This window comes from Caulobacter radicis (assembly GCF_003094615.1).
Taxonomy (GTDB): Bacteria; Pseudomonadota; Alphaproteobacteria; order Caulobacterales; family Caulobacteraceae; genus Caulobacter; species Caulobacter radicis.
Genome location: NZ_QDKO01000030.1, coordinates 1 through 18,394, shown reverse-complemented (window position 1 = coordinate 18,394; position 18,394 = coordinate 1). Strand labels below are relative to the sequence as shown.

The 18,394-nt window shown below is 66.2% G+C and carries 17 protein-coding genes; 13 read left to right on the top strand and 4 right to left on the bottom strand.

Going from position 1 to position 18,394, the window contains the following annotated elements:
- Positions 1 to 41: 41 nt before the first annotated feature.
- From DDF62_RS17115 to DDF62_RS17095, 5 genes are all read left to right on the top strand, one after another.
- A complete protein-coding gene (locus DDF62_RS17115; RefSeq protein WP_116490220.1) occupies positions 42 to 389 on the top strand; it encodes a YciI family protein in 348 nt (115 codons plus the stop codon).
- A 3-nt stretch (positions 390 to 392) separates the two neighbouring features.
- On the top strand, positions 393 to 707 hold the full coding sequence (locus DDF62_RS17110) for a YciI family protein (protein WP_116490219.1): 315 nt from the start codon (positions 393 to 395) through the stop codon (positions 705 to 707).
- On the top strand, positions 704 to 1,933 hold the full coding sequence (locus tag DDF62_RS17105) for an RNA polymerase sigma factor (RefSeq protein ID WP_116490218.1): 1,230 nt from the start codon (positions 704 to 706) through the stop codon (positions 1,931 to 1,933). Before DDF62_RS17110 ends, DDF62_RS17105 begins: the two co-directional genes overlap by 4 nt.
- A gap of 30 nt (positions 1,934 to 1,963) precedes the next feature.
- Positions 1,964 to 3,745, top strand: coding sequence for a feruloyl-CoA synthase (locus DDF62_RS17100; RefSeq protein ID WP_116490217.1), 1,782 nt, complete (start codon positions 1,964 to 1,966; stop codon positions 3,743 to 3,745).
- 150 nt (positions 3,746 to 3,895) lie between these two features.
- The gene (locus DDF62_RS17095; protein WP_116490216.1) at positions 3,896 to 5,434 is read left to right on the top strand and encodes an acetolactate synthase large subunit; all 1,539 of its coding nucleotides are present in this window, start codon (positions 3,896 to 3,898) and stop codon (positions 5,432 to 5,434) included.
- 178 nt (positions 5,435 to 5,612) lie between these two features.
- Here the strand turns inward: DDF62_RS17095 and DDF62_RS17090 are convergent, their stop codons facing one another.
- The gene (locus DDF62_RS17090) at positions 5,613 to 6,947 is read right to left on the bottom strand and encodes a hypothetical protein (protein ID WP_116490215.1); all 1,335 of its coding nucleotides are present in this window, start codon (positions 6,945 to 6,947) and stop codon (positions 5,613 to 5,615) included.
- A 152-nt stretch (positions 6,948 to 7,099) separates the two neighbouring features.
- On the opposite strand from DDF62_RS17090, the gene DDF62_RS17085 reads away from it, so the two are divergent.
- On the top strand, positions 7,100 to 8,179 hold the full coding sequence (locus DDF62_RS17085) for an MBL fold metallo-hydrolase (protein ID WP_116490214.1): 1,080 nt from the start codon (positions 7,100 to 7,102) through the stop codon (positions 8,177 to 8,179).
- A 305-nt stretch (positions 8,180 to 8,484) separates the two neighbouring features.
- Here DDF62_RS17085 and DDF62_RS17080 read toward each other — a convergent pair whose 3' ends face one another.
- Positions 8,485 to 10,626: a peptidase domain-containing ABC transporter gene (locus DDF62_RS17080; RefSeq protein WP_116490213.1), complete on the bottom strand. Its 2,142-nt coding sequence runs from the start codon at positions 10,624 to 10,626 to the stop codon at positions 8,485 to 8,487.
- Positions 10,623 to 11,822 (bottom strand): HlyD family secretion protein, encoded by a 1,200-nt coding sequence (locus DDF62_RS17075; RefSeq protein WP_116490212.1) that lies wholly within the window; start codon positions 11,820 to 11,822, stop codon positions 10,623 to 10,625. The genes DDF62_RS17080 and DDF62_RS17075 overlap by 4 nt, the downstream gene beginning before the upstream one ends.
- A gap of 236 nt (positions 11,823 to 12,058) precedes the next feature.
- On the opposite strand from DDF62_RS17075, the gene DDF62_RS17070 reads away from it, so the two are divergent.
- From DDF62_RS17070 to DDF62_RS17040, 7 genes are all read left to right on the top strand, one after another.
- Positions 12,059 to 12,301 (top strand): hypothetical protein, encoded by a 243-nt coding sequence (locus DDF62_RS17070; protein WP_116490211.1) that lies wholly within the window; start codon positions 12,059 to 12,061, stop codon positions 12,299 to 12,301.
- 37 nt (positions 12,302 to 12,338) lie between these two features.
- Positions 12,339 to 13,631 carry a radical SAM protein gene (locus DDF62_RS17065; protein ID WP_116490210.1) on the top strand — a complete coding sequence of 431 codons (1,293 nt, stop codon included), beginning with the start codon at positions 12,339 to 12,341 and terminating at the stop codon, positions 13,629 to 13,631.
- A gap of 83 nt (positions 13,632 to 13,714) precedes the next feature.
- On the top strand, positions 13,715 to 14,491 hold the full coding sequence (locus tag DDF62_RS17060; protein ID WP_133244945.1) for a hypothetical protein: 777 nt from the start codon (positions 13,715 to 13,717) through the stop codon (positions 14,489 to 14,491).
- A gap of 141 nt (positions 14,492 to 14,632) precedes the next feature.
- Complete coding sequence (locus tag DDF62_RS26720) at positions 14,633 to 15,253, top strand: Fic family protein (protein ID WP_116490208.1); 621 nt, start codon at positions 14,633 to 14,635, stop codon at positions 15,251 to 15,253.
- 61 nt (positions 15,254 to 15,314) lie between these two features.
- The gene (locus DDF62_RS17050) at positions 15,315 to 15,665 is read left to right on the top strand and encodes a hypothetical protein (RefSeq protein WP_116490207.1); all 351 of its coding nucleotides are present in this window, start codon (positions 15,315 to 15,317) and stop codon (positions 15,663 to 15,665) included.
- Positions 15,666 to 15,886: 221 nt separating this feature from the next.
- Positions 15,887 to 16,345 carry a MarR family winged helix-turn-helix transcriptional regulator gene (locus DDF62_RS17045; protein ID WP_116490206.1) on the top strand — a complete coding sequence of 153 codons (459 nt, stop codon included), beginning with the start codon at positions 15,887 to 15,889 and terminating at the stop codon, positions 16,343 to 16,345.
- Positions 16,342 to 17,112, top strand: coding sequence for an enoyl-CoA hydratase (locus tag DDF62_RS17040; RefSeq protein ID WP_116490205.1), 771 nt, complete (start codon positions 16,342 to 16,344; stop codon positions 17,110 to 17,112). Before DDF62_RS17045 ends, DDF62_RS17040 begins: the two co-directional genes overlap by 4 nt.
- Before the next feature lie 148 nt (positions 17,113 to 17,260).
- On the opposite strand, the gene DDF62_RS17035 is transcribed toward DDF62_RS17040, so the two are convergent.
- Complete coding sequence (locus DDF62_RS17035; protein ID WP_116490204.1) at positions 17,261 to 18,175, bottom strand: DUF4350 domain-containing protein; 915 nt, start codon at positions 18,173 to 18,175, stop codon at positions 17,261 to 17,263.
- Positions 18,176 to 18,394 lie beyond the last annotated feature (219 nt).

The window sequence follows — 18,394 nt, the reverse complement described above, 5'->3', positions numbered from 1 at the left end:
CGAAGGCGGCGCACAGGGCGTCCGCCGGACGGAGACCTGCCATGAAATACATGCTGCTGATCTACGAGACCGAGGCCCACTACGCCGGCGAGGCCGGGCAGACGCTGCTGGCCGACGTCATCGCCGGGCACATGCGGTTCACCGAGGAACTGCAGGCGGCCGGTGTCGACTGGAGCGGGTCGGAACTGGCCCCCACCGGCTCGGCCTCGACCCTAACCCAGGACGGCGTCGTGCACGACGGCCCGTTCGCCGAGACCCACGAGCAGCTGGGCGGCTTCTACCTGGTCGACGTAGCCGACCACGCCGCGGCGGTGGACTGGGCGCGCAAGATCCCGCTGTCGCCCGGCGGCAAGATCGAGATCCGTCCCACCGGCGACAACTGCGGCTAGGCCGTGCGCTACGCCCTGCTGGTCTATGAAGACGAGACGGCCGCCGCCGCGCTGGCCCCGGTCCGGCGGGCCTTCGCCGCCGCCCTTGCGGCGGCGGGGGTCCTGCGGGGACAGGCGGCGCTGAAGAGCCCGGACACCGCCACCACCCTGCGGCGGGACAGCCCTCTACACGACGGCCCGCACGCCGAGGCCGGCGAGCCGCTGGCCGGCCTCTACCTGATCGAGGCCAGCGACCTGGACGCGGCCCTGGCCTGGGCCCGCCGTCTGCCGCTGGGCGACGGCGCGGTCGAGGTTCGCCCCCTGGCCGAGGCGGCGTGAGCCCCGAACTCGACCGCGCCGCGCGCGAGGCCGGCGGCCGGATCATCGCCGCCCTGGCCGCCGGCTTCCGCGACCTCGATCTGGCCGAGGACGGCTTCGCCGAGGCCTGCGCCCGGGCGGCGGCGACCTGGCCCCGCGACGGCGTTCCACGTCAGCCGGCCGCCTGGCTCTACGCCGCCGCCCGCCGCTGCGCGCTGGACGCCCTGCGGCGGCGGGCGGTGCGATCGCGGTTGTCGCCCGACGCGCCCGAGCCGGAACCGACCGTCGAGGACGCCCTGGCCTCGGACGAGCGGCTGATCCCCGACGAACGCCTGCGGCTGATCTTCGTCTGCTGCCATCCCGCGGTGGCCGCGGAATCGCGGGCGGCCCTCACCCTGCGGCTGGTCTGCGGACTGTCGGTGCAGGAGATCGCCCGCGCCTTCCTGGTGACCGAAGCGGCGATGTTCCAGCGCCTGACCCGCGCCAAGAAGAAGATCGCTCAGGCGGGCGTCGCCTTCGAGGTCCCCGGCCCCGAGGCCTGGCCGCAGCGGCTGTCGGCGGTGCTGTCGACGCTGGAGGTCGCCTATTCAAAGGCCCACGAGGACGCCGCCGGCGCCGGGGCCCACGCTGCCTACGCCCGCGAAATCCTCGACCTGACGGCGGCGCTGGCCGAGCTGGCGCCGGGCGAGGCCGAGTGCCTGGCCCTGGCGGCGCTGGTCCGCTACGCCGAGGCTCGAAGGCCCGCCCGGCTGGACGAGACCGGGGCCATGACGCCGCTCTCCCAGCAGGACCCCGCCCTCTGGCGCCGACCTTTGATCGAGCAGGCGCAGGCCTATCTGCGCCGCGCCGCCGATCTCGACCACCCCGGCCCCCGCCAGCTGCAGGCGGCGATCCACGCCGTCTGGTGCGGCCGCGGGAGCCTGGCCGAACCGCCGCGCTGGGGCGCGGTGCTGGCCCTCTACGACGCCCTGCTGGCCTGGCGCGACGACGCGGTGACCCGCCTCAACCGCGCCGTGGCCCTGGCCGAGGTGGCGGGACCGCAGGCCGCCCTGGCCGAGGTCGACCGGCTGGACGCCGAGCGCCTGGCCGCCTTCCGGCCGTTCCACGCCGTGCGCGCCGACCTGCTGGCCCGCCTCTCCCGCCCCGGCGAGGCCCGCGCCGCCTACGACCGCGCCCTGGCGCTGGATCCCGCCCCGGCCGAGCGCCTGTGGCTGCAACGCCGTCGAACGGCGCTCGACGAGGATTGAACGGGCGTTTGCGGCGGGACATAAAAGGGGATGGAATCCCTCGACGACGCTCCCTTCCGTGACGCCCGCTACGCCTCGCGCGCTTTGGAGGTCGAACGTCGCGGCGATGCGCTCATCCTGCGCAACCCCATGCCCTATTCGGAAGCGGTGACGACGGTCACCGCCCCGCTGGCCCGCTGGGCGGCGCAGGCCCCCGAGCGCGTTTGGCTGGCCGAACGGATCGAGGGCCAGGACGGCTGGCGCACCGTGACCTACGGCGAGGCGGCGGCCCGCGTGGCGGCCCTGGCCGGCGGGCTCTCGGCGCTGGGCCTGTCGCGTGGCCGGCCGCTGCTGATCCTGGCCCGAAACGGGGTCGACCACGCCCTGATCGCCTACGCCGCCATGAGCCTTGGCGCGCCGGCCGCGCCGGTCTCGCCGCAGTACGGCCTGCTCGGCGCCGACCTGTCGCGACTGGCCCACGCGGTCGAGCGGCTTAAGCCGGCGGCGGTCTATGTCGACGACGCGGCGGCCTTCGCGAGGGCCCTGGACCACGACTGCCTGGACGGCCTGCCGGTGATCGCCAGCCGCAACCTGCGTCCCGGCGACCAGCCGTTAGAGGCCCTGCCGGCCAGCCCGCCGGCGGCCGACGTGGCGCGGGGCGACGACATCGCCAAGCTGCTGCTGACCTCGGGCTCGACCGGACGACCCAAGGCGGTGATCTGCACCCACGCCAACATCGCCCTCAACGCCGCCCAGATCGAGGCCTGCTACGCCGACCCCGATCCGCCGGTGCTGGTCAATTCCGCGCCCTGGAGCCACAGCTTGGGGGCCAACGCCATACTGCACATGGTGCTGCACCGGGGCGGCACGCTGCACATCGACGCCGGCCAGCCCGTGCCCGGGCGCTTTGCCGATACGCTGCGCAACCTGCACGAGGTCTCGCCGACCTATCACAACATGGTCCCGGCCGGCTGGGGGCTGCTGGTTGGGGAACTGGAACGCGACCCGGCGCTGGCGCGGACCTTCTTTTCGCGCGTTCGGGTGCTTCAGTACGGCGGGGCGTCGATGGCCCAATCGATACTCGACCGGGTGCAAGCCGTGGCCCTGGCGACGACCGGTGAGCGCATCACCTTCGCGGCCGGCTACGGCGCGACCGAGACCGGCCCGACCGCCTGCAACATCCACTGGCTGAACGCCCGCTCGGGCATGGTCGGCCTGCCCACGCCCGGCACGGCGGTGAAGCTGGTTCCCGCCGGCGAGAAGCTGGAGATCCGGGTCAAGGGCCCGCAGGTCTCGCCCGGCTATCTGGACCAGCCGGACGCCACCCGCGACGCCTTCGACGAGGAGGGCTTCTATCGCCTGGGCGACGCCGCCCGGCTGGCCGATCCGGACGATCCCGCCGCCGGCCTCGTCTTCGACGGGCGGCTGGTCGAGAACTTCAAGCTGGCCAGCGGAACCTTCGTGGCGGCAGGCGCCCTGCGGGTGGCGGCGATCTCGGCGATCGGCGGGGCGGCGTCCGACGCCGTGGTCTGCGGCGAGGGACGCGACGGCGTCGGCCTGATGCTGTTCCTCGAGCCCAGGACCTGCGAGCGCCTGGGCGGGACCGACGCCGCGCTGGCGGCCGTCCGCTCGGGGCTGGAGCGCTTCAACGCCCAGTCCCGGGGCGGCGGCCGCGTGGCCCGGGCCCTGATCCTGCCCGGCGCGCCCGACGCGGCCAGCGGCGAGCTGACCGACAAAGGCTACATCAACCAGGCCCTGGCCCGGGAACGACGTCCGGCCGAGCTGGAGCGCCTGTTCGCGGCCCAGCCGGACGAGAGCGTGATGGTGTTCTAAGATCCTCCCCCTCTGGGGGAGGTGGCCCAGAGGGCCGGAGGGGGGACGTTTTCAGCTTTCGCCAAGCTGACCGCACTTCCCCCCTCAGTCGGCTACGCCGACAGCTCCCCCTTCAGGGGGAGCATCCAGTGAGTAGGGAAGGAAATGAAAATGAACGGCGCCGACGCCCTGATCACCACCCTGGCCGACAACGGCGTGACCGCCTGCTTCGCCAATCCGGGCACCAGCGAGATGCAGTTCGTCTCGGCCCTGGACCGCGAGCCGCGCATGCGCTCGATCCTCTGCCTGTTCGAGGGGGTGGCCACCGGCGCCGCCGACGGCTACGGCCGGATCGCGGGCAAGCCGGCCTGCACCCTGCTGCACCTGGGGCCCGGCTACGCCAACGGCGCGGCCAACCTGCACAACGCCCGCCGCGCCTTCACGCCGATCGTCAACGTGGTCGGCGACCACGCCACCTATCACCGCGGCTTCGACGCCCCGCTCAACAGCGACATCGCCGCCCTGGCCGCGCCCAACTCGCTGTGGGTGAAATCGGCCGAGAGCGCCGACAGCGTCGCCCCGCTGGCCGTCGAGGCGATCACCGCCGCTTACGGCGCGCCCGGCGGTAACGCCTGCCTGATCCTGCCGGCCGACGCGGCCTGGAACGCGGCGACCGTGCACGGCGGCGTCGCCGAGATCCCCGCCCCGGCCGCGCCCGACGCCGAGACCGTGGCGGCCGTCGCCCATGCGGTGAAGGCGGCCAAGACGCCGGTGCTGCTGCTGGGCTCGGGCGCCTGCCGCGAGGACGGGATCGCCGCCGCCGGCCGCCTGGCCGCCCTGGGGATCCGGGTGCTGACCGACACCTTCACCGCCCGCCAGGCGCGTGGCGAGGGCCGCTTCCGTCCCGACAAGCTGCCCTATTTCGGCGAGCAGGCGCTGAAGGAGATCGACGGCGCCGACCTGATGGTGCTGGTCGCCACCGAGCGGCCGGTGGCCTTCTTCGCCTATCCCGACCGGCCCAGCGTGCTCGTGCCCGAGCATTGCGGCCTGGAGACGCTGTGCGGCCGCGAGGTCGACGCGGCGGCGGCGCTGAACGCCCTGGCCGACGCCCTGGAGGCCCCCGCCGCCGGTCCCGCCGAACCCTACGCCCCGCCGCCCGCCCCCGCCGGCAAGCTGGACGCCTGGGCCATCGGCGCGGCCATCGCCCGCCACATGCCGGAGGGCGCGGTGATCTCGGACGACGCGGTCACCGCCGGCCTGCCGATCTTCACCCAGACCCGCGCCGCCCGCGCCCACGACTGGCTGTCGCTGACCGGCGGCGCGATCGGCCAGGGCATCCCGCTGGCCATCGGCGCGGCCGTGGCCCGGCCCGAAGCCAAGGTCCTGGCCCTGACCGGCGACGGAGCGGGCATGTATACGGTGCAGGGCCTGTGGACCATCGCCCGCGAGCAGCTGGACGTCGTGGTCGTGGTCTTCGCCAACCACGTCTACCGCATCCTCGGCATCGAGCTCTCGCGCACCGGCGCGGGCAATCCCGGCCCGGCGGCGAGCAAGCTGCTGGATATTGGCGATCCACGCATCGACTGGGTGGCGGTCTCGCAGGGGATGGGCGTGCCGGCGCAGCGGGTCGAGACGGCCGAAGCCTTCGACGAAGCCTTCGCGCAGGCGATGGCGGCCAAGGGGCCGCGGCTGATCGAGGCGGCGCTTTGAGCAAGATGCTCCCCCTGAAGGGGGAGCTGTCGCGGAGCGACTGAGGAGGAAGTTGTTGCGGCGGCTCAGAAGCCGCTTCCCCCTCCGGCCCTTCGGGCCACCTCCCCCTTCAGGGGGAGGATTGAAAAAGCCCGCCGAGATCGCTCTCGGCGGGCCTCTTCAGAGCTCCTGGAAGCCCTTACTTCTTGATGTTGGTCGGCAGCTTGCAGCCGCCGCCGACGCCCTTGGCCTGCAGGCAGGACAGGAGTTCGTTCGGCTTGGGCGAGGCCTGGTTCAGCGGGTACGAAAGCACCCAGCCCGGCAGGCCGTCGGCGCAAGCCACTTCGACGAAGCCGCTGGTGTCGGTGCGGCCGATGATGCGCGCGCCCGAAACCTGGCAGCCGGCCTTGTTGTAGCTCTTCAGGTCGTCCCACAGGCGGGTGAACTCGACGTCCGCCTTGGTGTAGCTGCAACGGAAGCCGTTCAGTTCGCCGGTGACGCAGTCATAGACGCGGTTGTCGGCGGCCGAGAAGACGCCGATGCCGCCCCGGGGCGTGTTGGCGCACTTCAGCTCGACGACTTCCTTCTTGGGGTCGTTCGAGGGGAACAGGCCGTAGGACTCGACCTTGCAGTCATAGCCGGCCTTCTTGGCCAGGCTGGTGTAGAGGCCGGCCTGCTCGGTCTTGGCCGCGCGGCTGTCGGTCAGGGTGCACTCGGCGCCGCCGGGAGCGTTGGCGCAGTCGATGGCGCGGACCAGGGCGCCGTTGGCGGTGGCCTGCTGCAGCACGTAGCCCTTGCCGTCCTGACAGGCGACTTCGAAGTAGTTGTCGGTCTTGGTGGTCAGGATGTAGCGCTTGTCCTTGACCGCGCAGTTGTTCTTGGCGGCGGCGGCCAGGGTGTCGACGACCTGCAGCTGGGTGGCGCGGTCGGTCAGCTTGCACGAGATGTTGCCGGTTTCCTCGTACAGCAGGCAGCTGTTGGCCACCGTGCCCTCGACCTTCATCGGCACCGGGATCTGCAGGATGTAGCCCGCGCCGCCGGCGCAGGAGACTTCGAAGAACGAGTTGTTGTTGCCGGTGCCGATGGCGCGGGCGTTCTGCATGTCGCAAGCCGCGCCGGCCGTGGCCAGGTAGGGCTTCAGGCCCTGCTTGGGATCGGCGTTGCCCGGCAGTTGGCACTTGAGGCCCGAATCCTTGCCGTCCGAGCCCGGCTGGCCGGTCTCGACGCACGAGAAGGCCTGCGGCGCGGCGTCCTTCTTGGCCACCAGGGCGAAGCCCATGGCGTCCTGACAGGCCACTTCGTAGTAGGAGGTGTTCGACTTCTTGTCGGCGCCGATCAGTCGAGCGTCCGACACCTGGCACGCCACGCCGGCCTGGGTGAGCAGGGGCGGGGCTTCCTTCATACCGGCTTCACGCGACTTGGCGTCGACGGCGGCGGCGGCGGGCTTGGCATCCTTCGGCGCCGCGAAGGCGGCGGCCGGAACGAGCGCGGCGACCGCGAGGGCGGCCGTCAGGCCGATCGCGAATGGCCTCATGTCTGTAGTCTCCTGGGGGTGGATTCCTCGGGGCGGACTTAAGCCCCCCCTTGCATCGAGGGTCAAGATGTCGTCCGACGGGGGCGCAATCATGGCGCGGCTTGACCATGAAAAATGGGCTGGCGAGACGGCCAGAAGGGGAGTGAGCGGCGATGAGCGACGGGTTCGAGGAGACACCGGGCGAGGCCGAGGCCCCGCGCCGCCCGCGCCTGGCCTATCCGTTCGAGGTGGAACCCGAGCCCGGTTCGGGCCAGGCGGTCGAGGTCGCCCCCGGCGTGCTGTGGCTGCGCCAGCCGCTGGGCGGGTCGCTGGGCTTCATCAACGTCTGGGCCCTGGCCGACGGCGAGGGCTGGGCGATCGTCGACACCGGCATGGCCACCAAGGACACCAGCGCCGCCTGGAAGGCCGCCTTCGCCGGGGCGCTGGAAGGCCGCCCGGTCACCCGCGTCATCGTCACCCATCTGCACCCCGACCATGTGGGCCTGGCCGGCTGGCTGACCCGACGCTTCGACTGCCGGCTGTGGATGACGAGGCTGGAATACTTCCAGTGCCGGATGCTGGTGGCCGACACCGGCCGCGAGGCGCCCGAGGACGGCGTGCGGTTCTTCCACGCCGCCGGCTGGGACGACGACGCCATCGACAACTACAAGACCCGTTTCGGGGGCTTTGGCCGCGCCGTCCACGCCCTGCCCGACAGCTATCGCCGGATGACCGACGGCGAGACCTTCCGCATCGGCGCGCACGACTGGACGGTGGTGACCGGCCAGGGCCACTCGCCCGACCACGCCTGCCTGTGGAGCCCGTCGCTGGGCCTCCTGATCTCGGGCGACCAAGTGCTGCCGAAGATCTCGTCCAACGTCTCGGTGTTCCCCACCGAACCCGACGCCGACCCGCTGGCCGACTGGCTGACCTCGCTGGCCAAGGTCAAGGCCGCCGTGCCCGACGAGGTGCTGGTGCTGCCGGCCCACAACGCGCCGTTCCGGGGCCTGCACGCCCGCATCGACCAGCTGATCGCCGGCCACGAGCGCGGCCTCTCGCGCCTGCTGGGCAAGCTGGAAGAGCCACGCCGGGCGGTGGATACGTTCGGCGCCCTGTTCGCCCGGCCGATCGGCCCCGACCTCCTGGGCATGGCCACCGGCGAGGCCCTGGCCCACCTCAACTGCCTGATCGCCCGCGGCATGGCCGTGCGGACGGTCGATGGGGCGGGCGTGGGGTGGTATCGGGCGGTTTGAAGCTCCCTTTCTCCCCCAGCTTCCCGTCATTCCCGCCCCTGTGGCGGGAACCCCTGGTTCCGCTGACACGTGCAACCCCAGCGGCGTGCTAGGCACGCCGCCCCTCCCGCCCTTGCAGCCGACAGAGGGATTTCCCGGCCCTAGGATGGGCTATTGATCGACGCCGAAAATGATAGCGCAATCTAGTTAGATCGCGATTGGCGTGAGCCAGATTTTCGATCCAGATATATCTATAGTTTCGGGCATTCGGTGGCCGGGATTCAATAGCGGATTATTGCTTCGTCTCGCAGGCGGAGGTGCGAGGTCTAGGCGAGCGATTGCGCGACTTGTGAACCTGTCGCCACAGTCTCTGCCCCTGCCGGAACCGTGTTGGAGCGAGCTGCGGGGTCCTTTAGCTTGATCAACATATCCGCCATGGCGATCGTCTCGGGCCTGTGCGCTATGACAATGCGAGTTATAGAAAGTTCTTTCAGCGCCTGATTTACCAATCTTTCTCGCGCTAAATCCAGGTGCGACGTGGCCTCGTCCAAGAAGAGTATCTTTGGGCGTCTATATAGCGCTCGCGCCAAAAGTATTCGTTGCTTCTGACCACCAGAAAGTGCGACGCCCATGTCCCCAATGAGGCTTTCGAGCTGCATGGGCATTTTCTTGATTTCATCCTCAATGCCCGCCGCGCCAAGACACTGCCATATCCTGGCTCCGTCCACGTTCTCGTCGAAGAACGCGACGTTGTCGGCGATTGAGCCGGAGAGAAGCTCATCATCTTGCAAAACGATGCCTGAAGCGCGACGCAGGTTGCGGCCACCTATGGCATCCATGGGAACATCATCGATAAGCACTTGCCCCCGCGACAGCGGATAAAGGCCGCACAGGCATTTGATCAAGGTGGACTTGCCAGCACCGGAGGGGCCAACAATCGCAGCGAAGCTGCCGGCCGGTATCCTAAAGCTCAAGTTCTCAAATACCGGACGCTCGTGATCGGCGTAGGAGAACCCAATATTCTGCGCCTCAATGGCCGCGTCGGAAATAGTCGCTCCGACTAGCGGTTTATCGATGCCATCCTCCCGGGGTTGAAGCGCAATATCAGCGATCCGCGAAGTGTGCAGGTCCAGCAGCCGCCAGTTAACTGCCTGCTCGAATAGGCTTTGGCAGCGCGCAGAGAACTGCGTACGATATGCCAGAAACGCGAAAAGAAGGCCTGATGATACTTCGTTTTCGATTATTCCTTTCACTCCAATAAAAATGGTGGCAATTATCACCAGAGCATCTATTAGCTTTTGAGCTGAAGCAAACCCTTGCGTCCAGATCGCGCTGCTTCTCTCCGCCCTTATTAATCTTGATAGCCGATTGGACCAATCGATCTCACGCTCCACCTCGGCAGACATGGCTTTAATTGTTTGGATGGCGCGCAGTGTTTCGATCCGCTTGCCCTGCTCGCCGACCGAGGCGGTAATGACTTCGGCTGACTGCCGCATACTTATTGGAATGGCGATGAGGCGCACCATTGCATAGAGCGCCACCCCCAACAGAGTGACGAGCGTCAGCTTCCATGACAGAAAAAGCATGAAGCCAAGCGTTATCACCGACAGCGCACTATCGATGAGCGTGCCGACCAGCCCGTTTGTGATTGCTTCCCTTATCGGCGCAAGCCCCTCAATGCGCGCTAGAGTGTCAGATAGCTTACGCCTCTGAAACCAAGGAAGCGGCAGCCGAACTAGTTGGTGGAATACTCGCAGTGACATGTCCCAATTAAGCGTAGAGGAAATGCGCTGCAGGGCGACATTGCGCATCAACTCTGCACCTGTGTTGAAGATCGCGAACGCCGCAAAACCTACCGCGAGAACGGACAAAAGTTCGATGTCACCCCGCACAGCCGCCGCGTCGATAGCAAATTTCAGGAATAGAGGGCTAATCACCACATAGATCTGAAGCACAGACGATATTATCAGCGCTTGAACAAGGCTAGAAGTGAGTCCAGATGTCCAATCGACCAGCGATAACGCGCTAAGTGCAGGCTTCGCCCTGCGCTTATTGAAAGTTGGAGCCCTGCTGATCTCAACGGCGACGCCTGTGTAAGCCTTGGAGAATTCCTCCTGAGTGTGGCAACTCTCACCACGAGCCGGATCAAAAATGTAGAAGCGTCGCCCGCTGACGCGGGTGAGGACCACGAAGTGATTGAGCTTCCAATGAAGTATGGCGGGCGTCGTCAGACGCTTGACTGCGTCGAGCTCGCACCTAACGGCTCGGGCCGTTAGGTCCAGGCCGCTGGCGATTTCAACCACCTCCTTCAAGGTCAGCCCACGTGTCGATACGGGGTGCCTTCTGCGGAGCTCGGCGATGTCGAACTCCTGCCCAAGGCTTGCGGAGGCATAAGCGATTGCGACCAAGCCGCACTCGGCGGCCTCAACTTGACGCAATCTTTGCAATCGACCCGCGCGCCAGTTCATTTACCGCCTGCTCCGGTCGTAGTTTTTAGATTTTCGAATAGCCAATCCATTAGCGATTGACGCTGAAGTATAACTTCGCCTTGCACTTTCATGCCCGCTGTAAGGGGCCACTGGCGTCCGTATGCAGACACGGTTTGATCAGCTAGGGAGACGATAATTTGGAAGCGAGCCTCCTGATCTGCAGCCGCCTTGTTCGACGCTACCCAACTCGATGGCGCCTTGGCGACGGCCTTCACAACTCCACTCGCAACCCCAAACTTTGCATAGGGATAAGCTGCATACTTTAGGCGAACGGGATCTCCGGGCCGCACGAATCCAATCGCTTTGGAGGTCACCCAGAGCCGCGCCTCGATCCCCGCGCGTCCCGAAACTACAGTCGCGATGGCTTGGCCGGAGGAGACGGCGTCGCCTGGCTTGGCCTGCAGGCCAGTCACCTGCCCGCCGATCGGCGCGGACAGCAGTTGGCCGGCCTCTCCCTGAGCAGAGATCTTTCGTTCATTTAGCTCGGCGCGCTTCACGTCCAGCGCAGCAAGATCCTGATCTGCGCTGTCTCTGGCGCGCGCCGCCTCCGCGTCGAGCGAGGTGAGCGAAGAAGGGATTTGAGACAGCTCTTTATCGATCGCGGCTAGGTCTTGCTTGGCAACAAGAAGGGCCTCCTCTCGTTGCCTTACCTGCACCGCCGAAACCAATCCCTGCTCACCCAGCCCCTTCAAGGCGTCGAGTCCCCTTTGGGCGAGTGCGATCCGCTGCTCCTGTAGGGTTCGGCTTGCCTTGAGTGCTCCGCTTTGCGCGAGAAGCCCGGCTCGCGTAGCTTGATCGAGTCGGTTCTGATTTTCAGCAGCTCCGCGTCGGGCCGCGCTTTGGCGGGCCAACCCTGCAAGCTGCTCGTCCAATGTGGTCAGCACGGCGTCGCCGCTACGTCCAACCGACCTGATTTCCGTATCAAGCACCAAGGCAACGATGGGTTGCCCCACCTTTACCTCTTCACCTTCCTCCACAAGCACACCGGAAACGATCCCGGGGCGGAAGCTTAAAATGTCCGCGGCCCCGCCGGTCGCACGCAATTCCCCGTCCGCAACTTCGACGCGATCGTACCGCGCCGCGCCGGCGAAAGCCGCAACGGTGACCGCCACAATGATCAAGAACGTCGTGAGCACCCAATTGCGCACGCCGACAGACTCGGTTGGCGCGCCCATTCGATCCGCAGCGGCGTCGACCGCTGCACTGCGAAAAAGGCCAGCCCCGTCCCGCGCGGGCTCCGCACCCTTACCCCCAATACGCTCTAGCACCCGAATTAAACCACGCTGCCCAAAGTCCGCCCACCCAACGGATCACTCCAGTTAAACACGACTGTAAAAAATCTACCACTTGAGATCGCATTTCCGGGTGGTATGCCCAAGGTTGCGCATTAGCGCTTTCTAGTGGAGGTTTTATGATTTCGAAAACCGATTTCCTGGGTCTGGTGAAGACCGCTGTGGGCAGGAATCAAGCGGAAGCGAGCACGGCTGGCATCACGCCGCTCGACAGCTCGCTCTTCGGCAACGTCGCGGGCGGCTATGGCTCGGACGACGATCTCCGTTTCAGCCTGGGCTATGACGACAACGGCAGCCAGTGGGACTACACGGACTACTTCAATGAGTCCTATGAGGACTACTTCTCCACCATCACCGTTTGACGTAACAGGCGGGGCGCTTAGCGCTCCGCCACCCTAAATGGCGGCAATTATGACTGTTATAACCGCAATTGACGAGTCAATAATTCATTTAGAACGGGCGGTGGAGCTAACCGTTTCGGACGCCACGTCACTTGAAATTGTATTCAAGATTCAAGAGACGTGCAACATTAACTGTAAATACTGCTATATGTATAATGTCGGCAACGAGCTATACAAGCAGATGCCCACTAGAGCGTCGATAGAGACGTGTGAGCATGTTGCTGGAATAATTATAGATCAGTTTAAAAATAGAAACCCTCGATTCGTTCGTCTAATTTTGCATGGCGGCGAGCCCATGCTGATGACGCCGGCTCATTTCGATGAGAGAATGTCCGCGATCACGTCGAAGCTGCGTCGAGAATTGAATGAAGAACAACTTTCTAAAATTCAGTATTCTATGCAGACAAACGCAACGCTGGTCAGTGAGGCGTGGCTCGCTCAGATCGAGAAATGGGAATTGCGTCTAGGTGTCAGCATTGACGGATATGAGGAAGCTCACGACCAGTATCGCGTAGATAAGAAAGATCGCGGCACTCACGCCAACGTAGTTTCAGGCATCCGTAAATTACAGGATGCAAATCGCGACGGCAGAATCGCGCATTTCGGCGCCCTGTGCGTGATCAATCCAGATGCAGACGGCGCCCGGGTTTACGATCACCTGACCAGGGAGCTGGGCTTCACAGGGTTCGACTTCCTTCTCCCATTCATGAACTGGGATTCGGTTTCGAGTGAGACGCTTGAGAAAACGAGACAGTATCTCTTGAGCGCATTTGCCGCCTGGCGGCGAGACGCGATGCGAGGTCGCCACGTCGAAGTCCGCATATTTAAGCGGATTATGAATTCCCTCAGGTGGGGTCCCCCTCCGTCGGAGGGCAAGCTGTCGCTGGCGCACTATGTAATGGTCGTGGAAAGCAACGGCGCAATTCAGCCGGAGGAAAGCCTGCGCCCAGCCTATGATGGCCGCTTCGCCCAACTCACTGTGCACGATCACGGGCTGGAGGACGTTCTAGCGGACGCACGATTCTATACGTCTATCGTGGCCTCATTCCAGACCGCGCCCGAATGCGACGACTGCGCTCTGCTCAATCAATGCAGGAGTGGTCAGAGCGTTGGGCGCATCGGTATGCGCTATCAGACTGGACAACTATTCGATCGAAAGTCTGTCTACTGCGACGTCTTCAAGGATCTGTATGTTCAAGGCGCAGCAATGATGATTGACCACGGGCGTTCGGGCCAGTCGCCACTTCTCGCAGATCTGGCTGACTCAGATTGGCAACTCGGAGCCGCATGATGTTTTCGCGAAGAACGGTTCTCGCGGCGGCGGCGGCGTCTCTTCCGGCGTTCGCAAACGCTCAGGTCGTCGGAAGCGCCTGCGTGGGCAACCTGCAGGAAAGGCGCGGTACGTACGCTGCCGTGTTCGGCGGCGAGGCTCCCCGCCTGCGCTTCCTGGCCACTCGACACAGTGGCGATCTCGACAGCCAGACCTTCCGAGGCGTTCGCGAGATCCTGGCCACCAGCGGCCTTAGATCCGTCGTGGTCGAGGGGATCGACACAAGCTTGGGCATCAACCCAAATCTCTCGCGATATAGATCAATGAGCGCCACGAACTTTCGGGGCGGCGAGGCAACATATGCCACCATGCTTGCGGCGCAATCGGGCGTCGACTACATCGGCGGCGAGATCGGTATCGTTGAAATCAATCGCAAACTTGCCAAATCATTTAGTGTGGAAGAAATCCGGCGCGCCTATTTGGTAAGAGAAGTTTCGTCTAGGGCGAATGTGCGTGGGTTTCAGGACGAGGCCGATTTCCGAAAGTTCGTAATAGCTATGATCGAGCACTTCGGTTCACTCGACGAGTCTCTCGTTTGGTCCTCCGAAACGGCATCCGATTGGTACATTTCGACGTATGGGCTACCGTTGTCGCGCGAGGTCTCGGTCCTGCAGCGGGGCAGTCCGTGCGGGCAAGACAAGTACGCACCGGTCATTCTTGAGATGACAAACGTCAGGAACCGGCATCTGCTGGCGCTTATCGAGCGCACAGCGAGCCGGGCGCCGTCACTCGCGGTCGTCTACGGAAGCGGTCACCTACGCGCACTGCTCGCCCCCCTCGAAAAGACATTCGGCGCTGCTCGTTTTCAATTTTTCGCATAGAAGAGCGGCGACTTGATAAACAAGATTTGTGTACCTGAATGCGTCAGAGTGTCACCAAGCCGAGAGATTGATTTAGCCAACGAGGCCATTTTAAAGATAGCGAAGGACTGGGCGCAAGTTCCTCCCTGGTGCTCATTTGGAATGGAGGCAAAGGCAGCATACCTTGTGCTTCAGGGCCCGCTGACGCGACAAAGCCAACACCTTGTAAGGCAGGCGTTCGTGCGCCCGGCGCCTGAACCAGTGCTGACTTCCTATTGGGATAGGATCGCTGCAAAGATTACCCGCGAGGAGGTAATCGAGCTTACTTCGTGCCTAAGGGGATCAGCGACTTCCCCCCGGACGGGATTCGTTGGCAGCGGGGCGGATGAGAACGGTGTTTCGGTGGCGTTTCCAGACCCGGACATCGTTCCCACGGACCTGCTTGGTGAGATCGCGATCAACGGAGACGATAGTCCCTTTGCGCAGGCCTGCGTCCGGCTACTTTCCGTGACGTTATGGCACCCTTTCGCGGATGGTAACGGCAGACTCGCGCGCGCTATGTTCTGGGCGCCGCTGATCACCCGCCTTGGACTATCAACACCGTGCGTACCCTTCGCGCCTTTCCTCAAGAAACAGGCTCCGGCCTTTGTTGGGGCGCTCCGCCATGCAAGCTTTTCGGCCGATGCGACTAACCTGGTTGGGGTGATTGCGTCGGCTTTTCAGGAAGCTGTTGGCAAGCTGCCGGATTTAAGCGCGGCCTCGCTTCCTCGATGCCGTTCTTGAAGTAACGCGGTCACTGCAAGCGGGCGGCTAGCAAGACTTCAGTAGACCGATCCGCCCCCGATTGACGAATAACCGCCTCAACCATCAGCGTCGGGCGACGAGGGAGGCCGATATCCAGCGCCTGGATAAGACCCGCAACGCTATCGCCGGGCTGGTGCAGGCGGTCGAGGACGGCGACTATAGCCGCCCCCTCATGGAGCGGTTGCTGACCCTTGAGGCGGACGCCGAGGAGATCGAGCGCAAGCTGGCCGAGGCGCCCAGGGACATTCCCGACATTCACCCCAATGTCCCTGAGCTTTACCGCCGCAAGGTTTACGCCCTTGCCGAGGCGTTGGAGCGGCCCGAGGACCGGCGACGCCGCCGCCAAGGCTTTGTGCGGCCTTATCGACCGGATCGTGCCATCTCCGGGTGATCGTCGCGGGGGCCGTGGAGGCCCAATTGTTCCGCGACCTTGAGGCTTTGCTGGCCCTGGCTCACGAAGATGGAGGCCAGCGGCGCAAGCTCGCTGGCTCCTTTCCCCTCCAACGCGTGCCCCCAGCAATCAACGTTCGGGCGGGACTGACGGGAGGTTTTGGGAAAGCACTGCCCGAAACATCCGTTTGATGTTTCGCACGCGAAGCATATAGTCGCCGCATGTCGACGCCCCCCGCCCCCGTTCCGGACAGACGCTTCGTCTTCCTGCTCGCCGCCGGCCACCGGCGCGTGCAGCGCTGGATCGAGGCCAGGCTGGCGGGCGAGGGCGCCGGCCTGACCTCCGCCCAGTCGGGGGTGCTGTTCTATCTTGGGTCCGCCGACGGCGCGCTGATCGGCGAGGCGGCCGAGGCCCTGGACCTGGCGCCCTCGGCCATGACCGGCCTCGTCGATCGCATGACCCGCGCGGGCCTGGTCGAACGCCGGCCCGATCCGAAGGACGGCCGAGCCCTGCGCCTGCACCTGACCGACCACGGCCGCGCCGCCCGCGCGGAGGCGAAAGCCGGCCTCGCGCACCTCAACGCCCACCTCACCGAGGGCTTCACGGACGACGAGATCGCCGTGGTCGCCCGCTGGCTTTCGAGCCTGCAAACCAAGTTCCCCAAGGGAGATTCCGTATGACCGAGCACGTGAAGACCAGCCTCGAGGCCGGCGTGCTGACCATCACCCTGTCGCGTCCCGAGAAGAAGAACGCGCTCAGCAACGCCATGTACGGCGCCCTGGCCGACGCCCTGGAGGGCGCCGAGACCGATCCCGAGATCCGGGTGGTGGTGTTCCAGGCCGACGGCGACAGCTTCAGCGCCGGCAACGACCTGGGCGACTTCGTGGCCCAGGCCACCGGCGCCTTCACCGAGGAGCGCCACGTGTGGCGGTTCCTCAAGGCCCTGGCCAACGCCACCCGGCCGCTGGTCGCCGCCGTCCACGGCCAGGCCGTGGGCGTGGGCACGACCATGCTGCTGCACTGCGACTTGGTCTTCGTCGCGCCGGACGCGCGCCTGACCGTGCCGTTCGTCAACCTGGCCCTGGCCCCGGAGGCCGCGTCGAGCTGGCTGCTGCCGGCCCGCATCGGCCATGCCCGCGCCTACGCCATGTTCGCCCTGGGCGAGGCGGTGGATGGAACGACGGCCGCCGCCTGGGGCCTGGCCAACGCCGTGGTTCCCGCCCAGGAACTGCGCGAGCGGGCCCGCGCCGCCGCCGACCAGTTGGCCAAGCGTCCGCTGGGCGCCCTGACGGTCACCAAGGGCCTGATGCGCGACGCCGAGGCCATCGCCGCCCTGATGGACAAGGAAGGCGCCCTGTTCGCGCAGCGCCTGCAGACCGCCGAGGCCCGCGAAGCCTTCATGGCCTTCGCCGAGCGCCGCGCGCCCGACTTCAGCAAGGCGGGGTGATGTCCAAAGATCCTCCCCCTCTGGGGGAGGTGTCGCCAAAGGCGACGGAGGGGGGCCGTTTTCAGCTTCCACCGAACAGGCTGGCTTCGCGAACTTCCCCCCACCGATCGCTACGCGATCGCCTCCCCCACAGGGGGAGGTTCCTTGCTCAGATCGCCCCCGACAGCCACCGCAGCACGTTCAGCAGGAACGCCTTGTTCTGCGGGGCGGTCGGGGCGTTGAAGCCCATCTTGCGTTTCTGGGGCCCGGCGAGCTGGGCGGTGAACATCGCCGCCTCGCCCATGGCCACCACCCGCCCCTTGCCCACAGGCAAGGCCGCGCCGCGCAGCAGGCCCTCGCCGTCGTGGCGGGGGGTCGCCTCGTCGAACACCCAGGCCTTGCGCGGCATGGCCACGCTCCAGCCGCCGCGCAGCACCAAAAGCGGCCGGGCCTGAGGTGGGGCGCGGAACGACGAGCCGGTGAAGCTCTGCACCCGGTCGATGCCCTGGGTGATCGGATGGTCCAGCAGCGAGCCGTCGGCGCGCTGGAAGAACTCGGGCCCGCCGCTGGTCTTCTGGGCGAAGCCGTTGTCGAAGTCGAAGCCGAAGGCCTTGGCCAGGGGCTCGGCCCCGCCAGGGAAGGGCATGTGGTCGGCGATCAGCAGCAGGGCGCCGCCGGCCTCGACCCAGGCCTTCACGGCGGCGGCTTCCTCCGGCGTGTAGGCGCCCGGGTTGGGCAGGGTCCAGTCGCCGATGTTCACGGCGGCCAGCGGATTGGCCACGACCAGCAGGTCGACCTCGGCCAGGCTCTGCGCCGACAGCGGCGCGGTCAGGCCCGAGACCCGATAGCCGTCGGCCCGGGCCACCGCCGCGAACGGGGCGAAGCGGCCGTCCACGGTGTGGAAATTGTTGTGCCCGCCGTCGATGGCCAGGCGCGGGCCCTTGCCCTGCGGATAGGCCGGCTTGGCGACCGAGGTGTCGACATCGGGGTCGGCCGCCTGCTGGCGGGCCTGGGCGACGCCGGCCGTCAGGCCGCCAAGAAGGGGGACGCCGGCGGCGCAAAGCAGGAACTGTCGACGACGCATGGCGCGGATACCCCGGAAACTTCGCGGGCGAGCCTATCGCGCATCGGGGCAAAGAAAAGGCCGCGGAGCCAGAGCCCCGCGGCCTTCTCGTTTCGATCGTTCGGCCTGGCCTTAGTGCTTGGCCGGAGCAGCAGCGGCCGGAGCAGCGGCGCCAGCGGCGGCGGGCGCCGGAGCGGCGCCTTCGGCCGGGGCGGCGCCTTCAGCGGCGGGAGCCGCGGC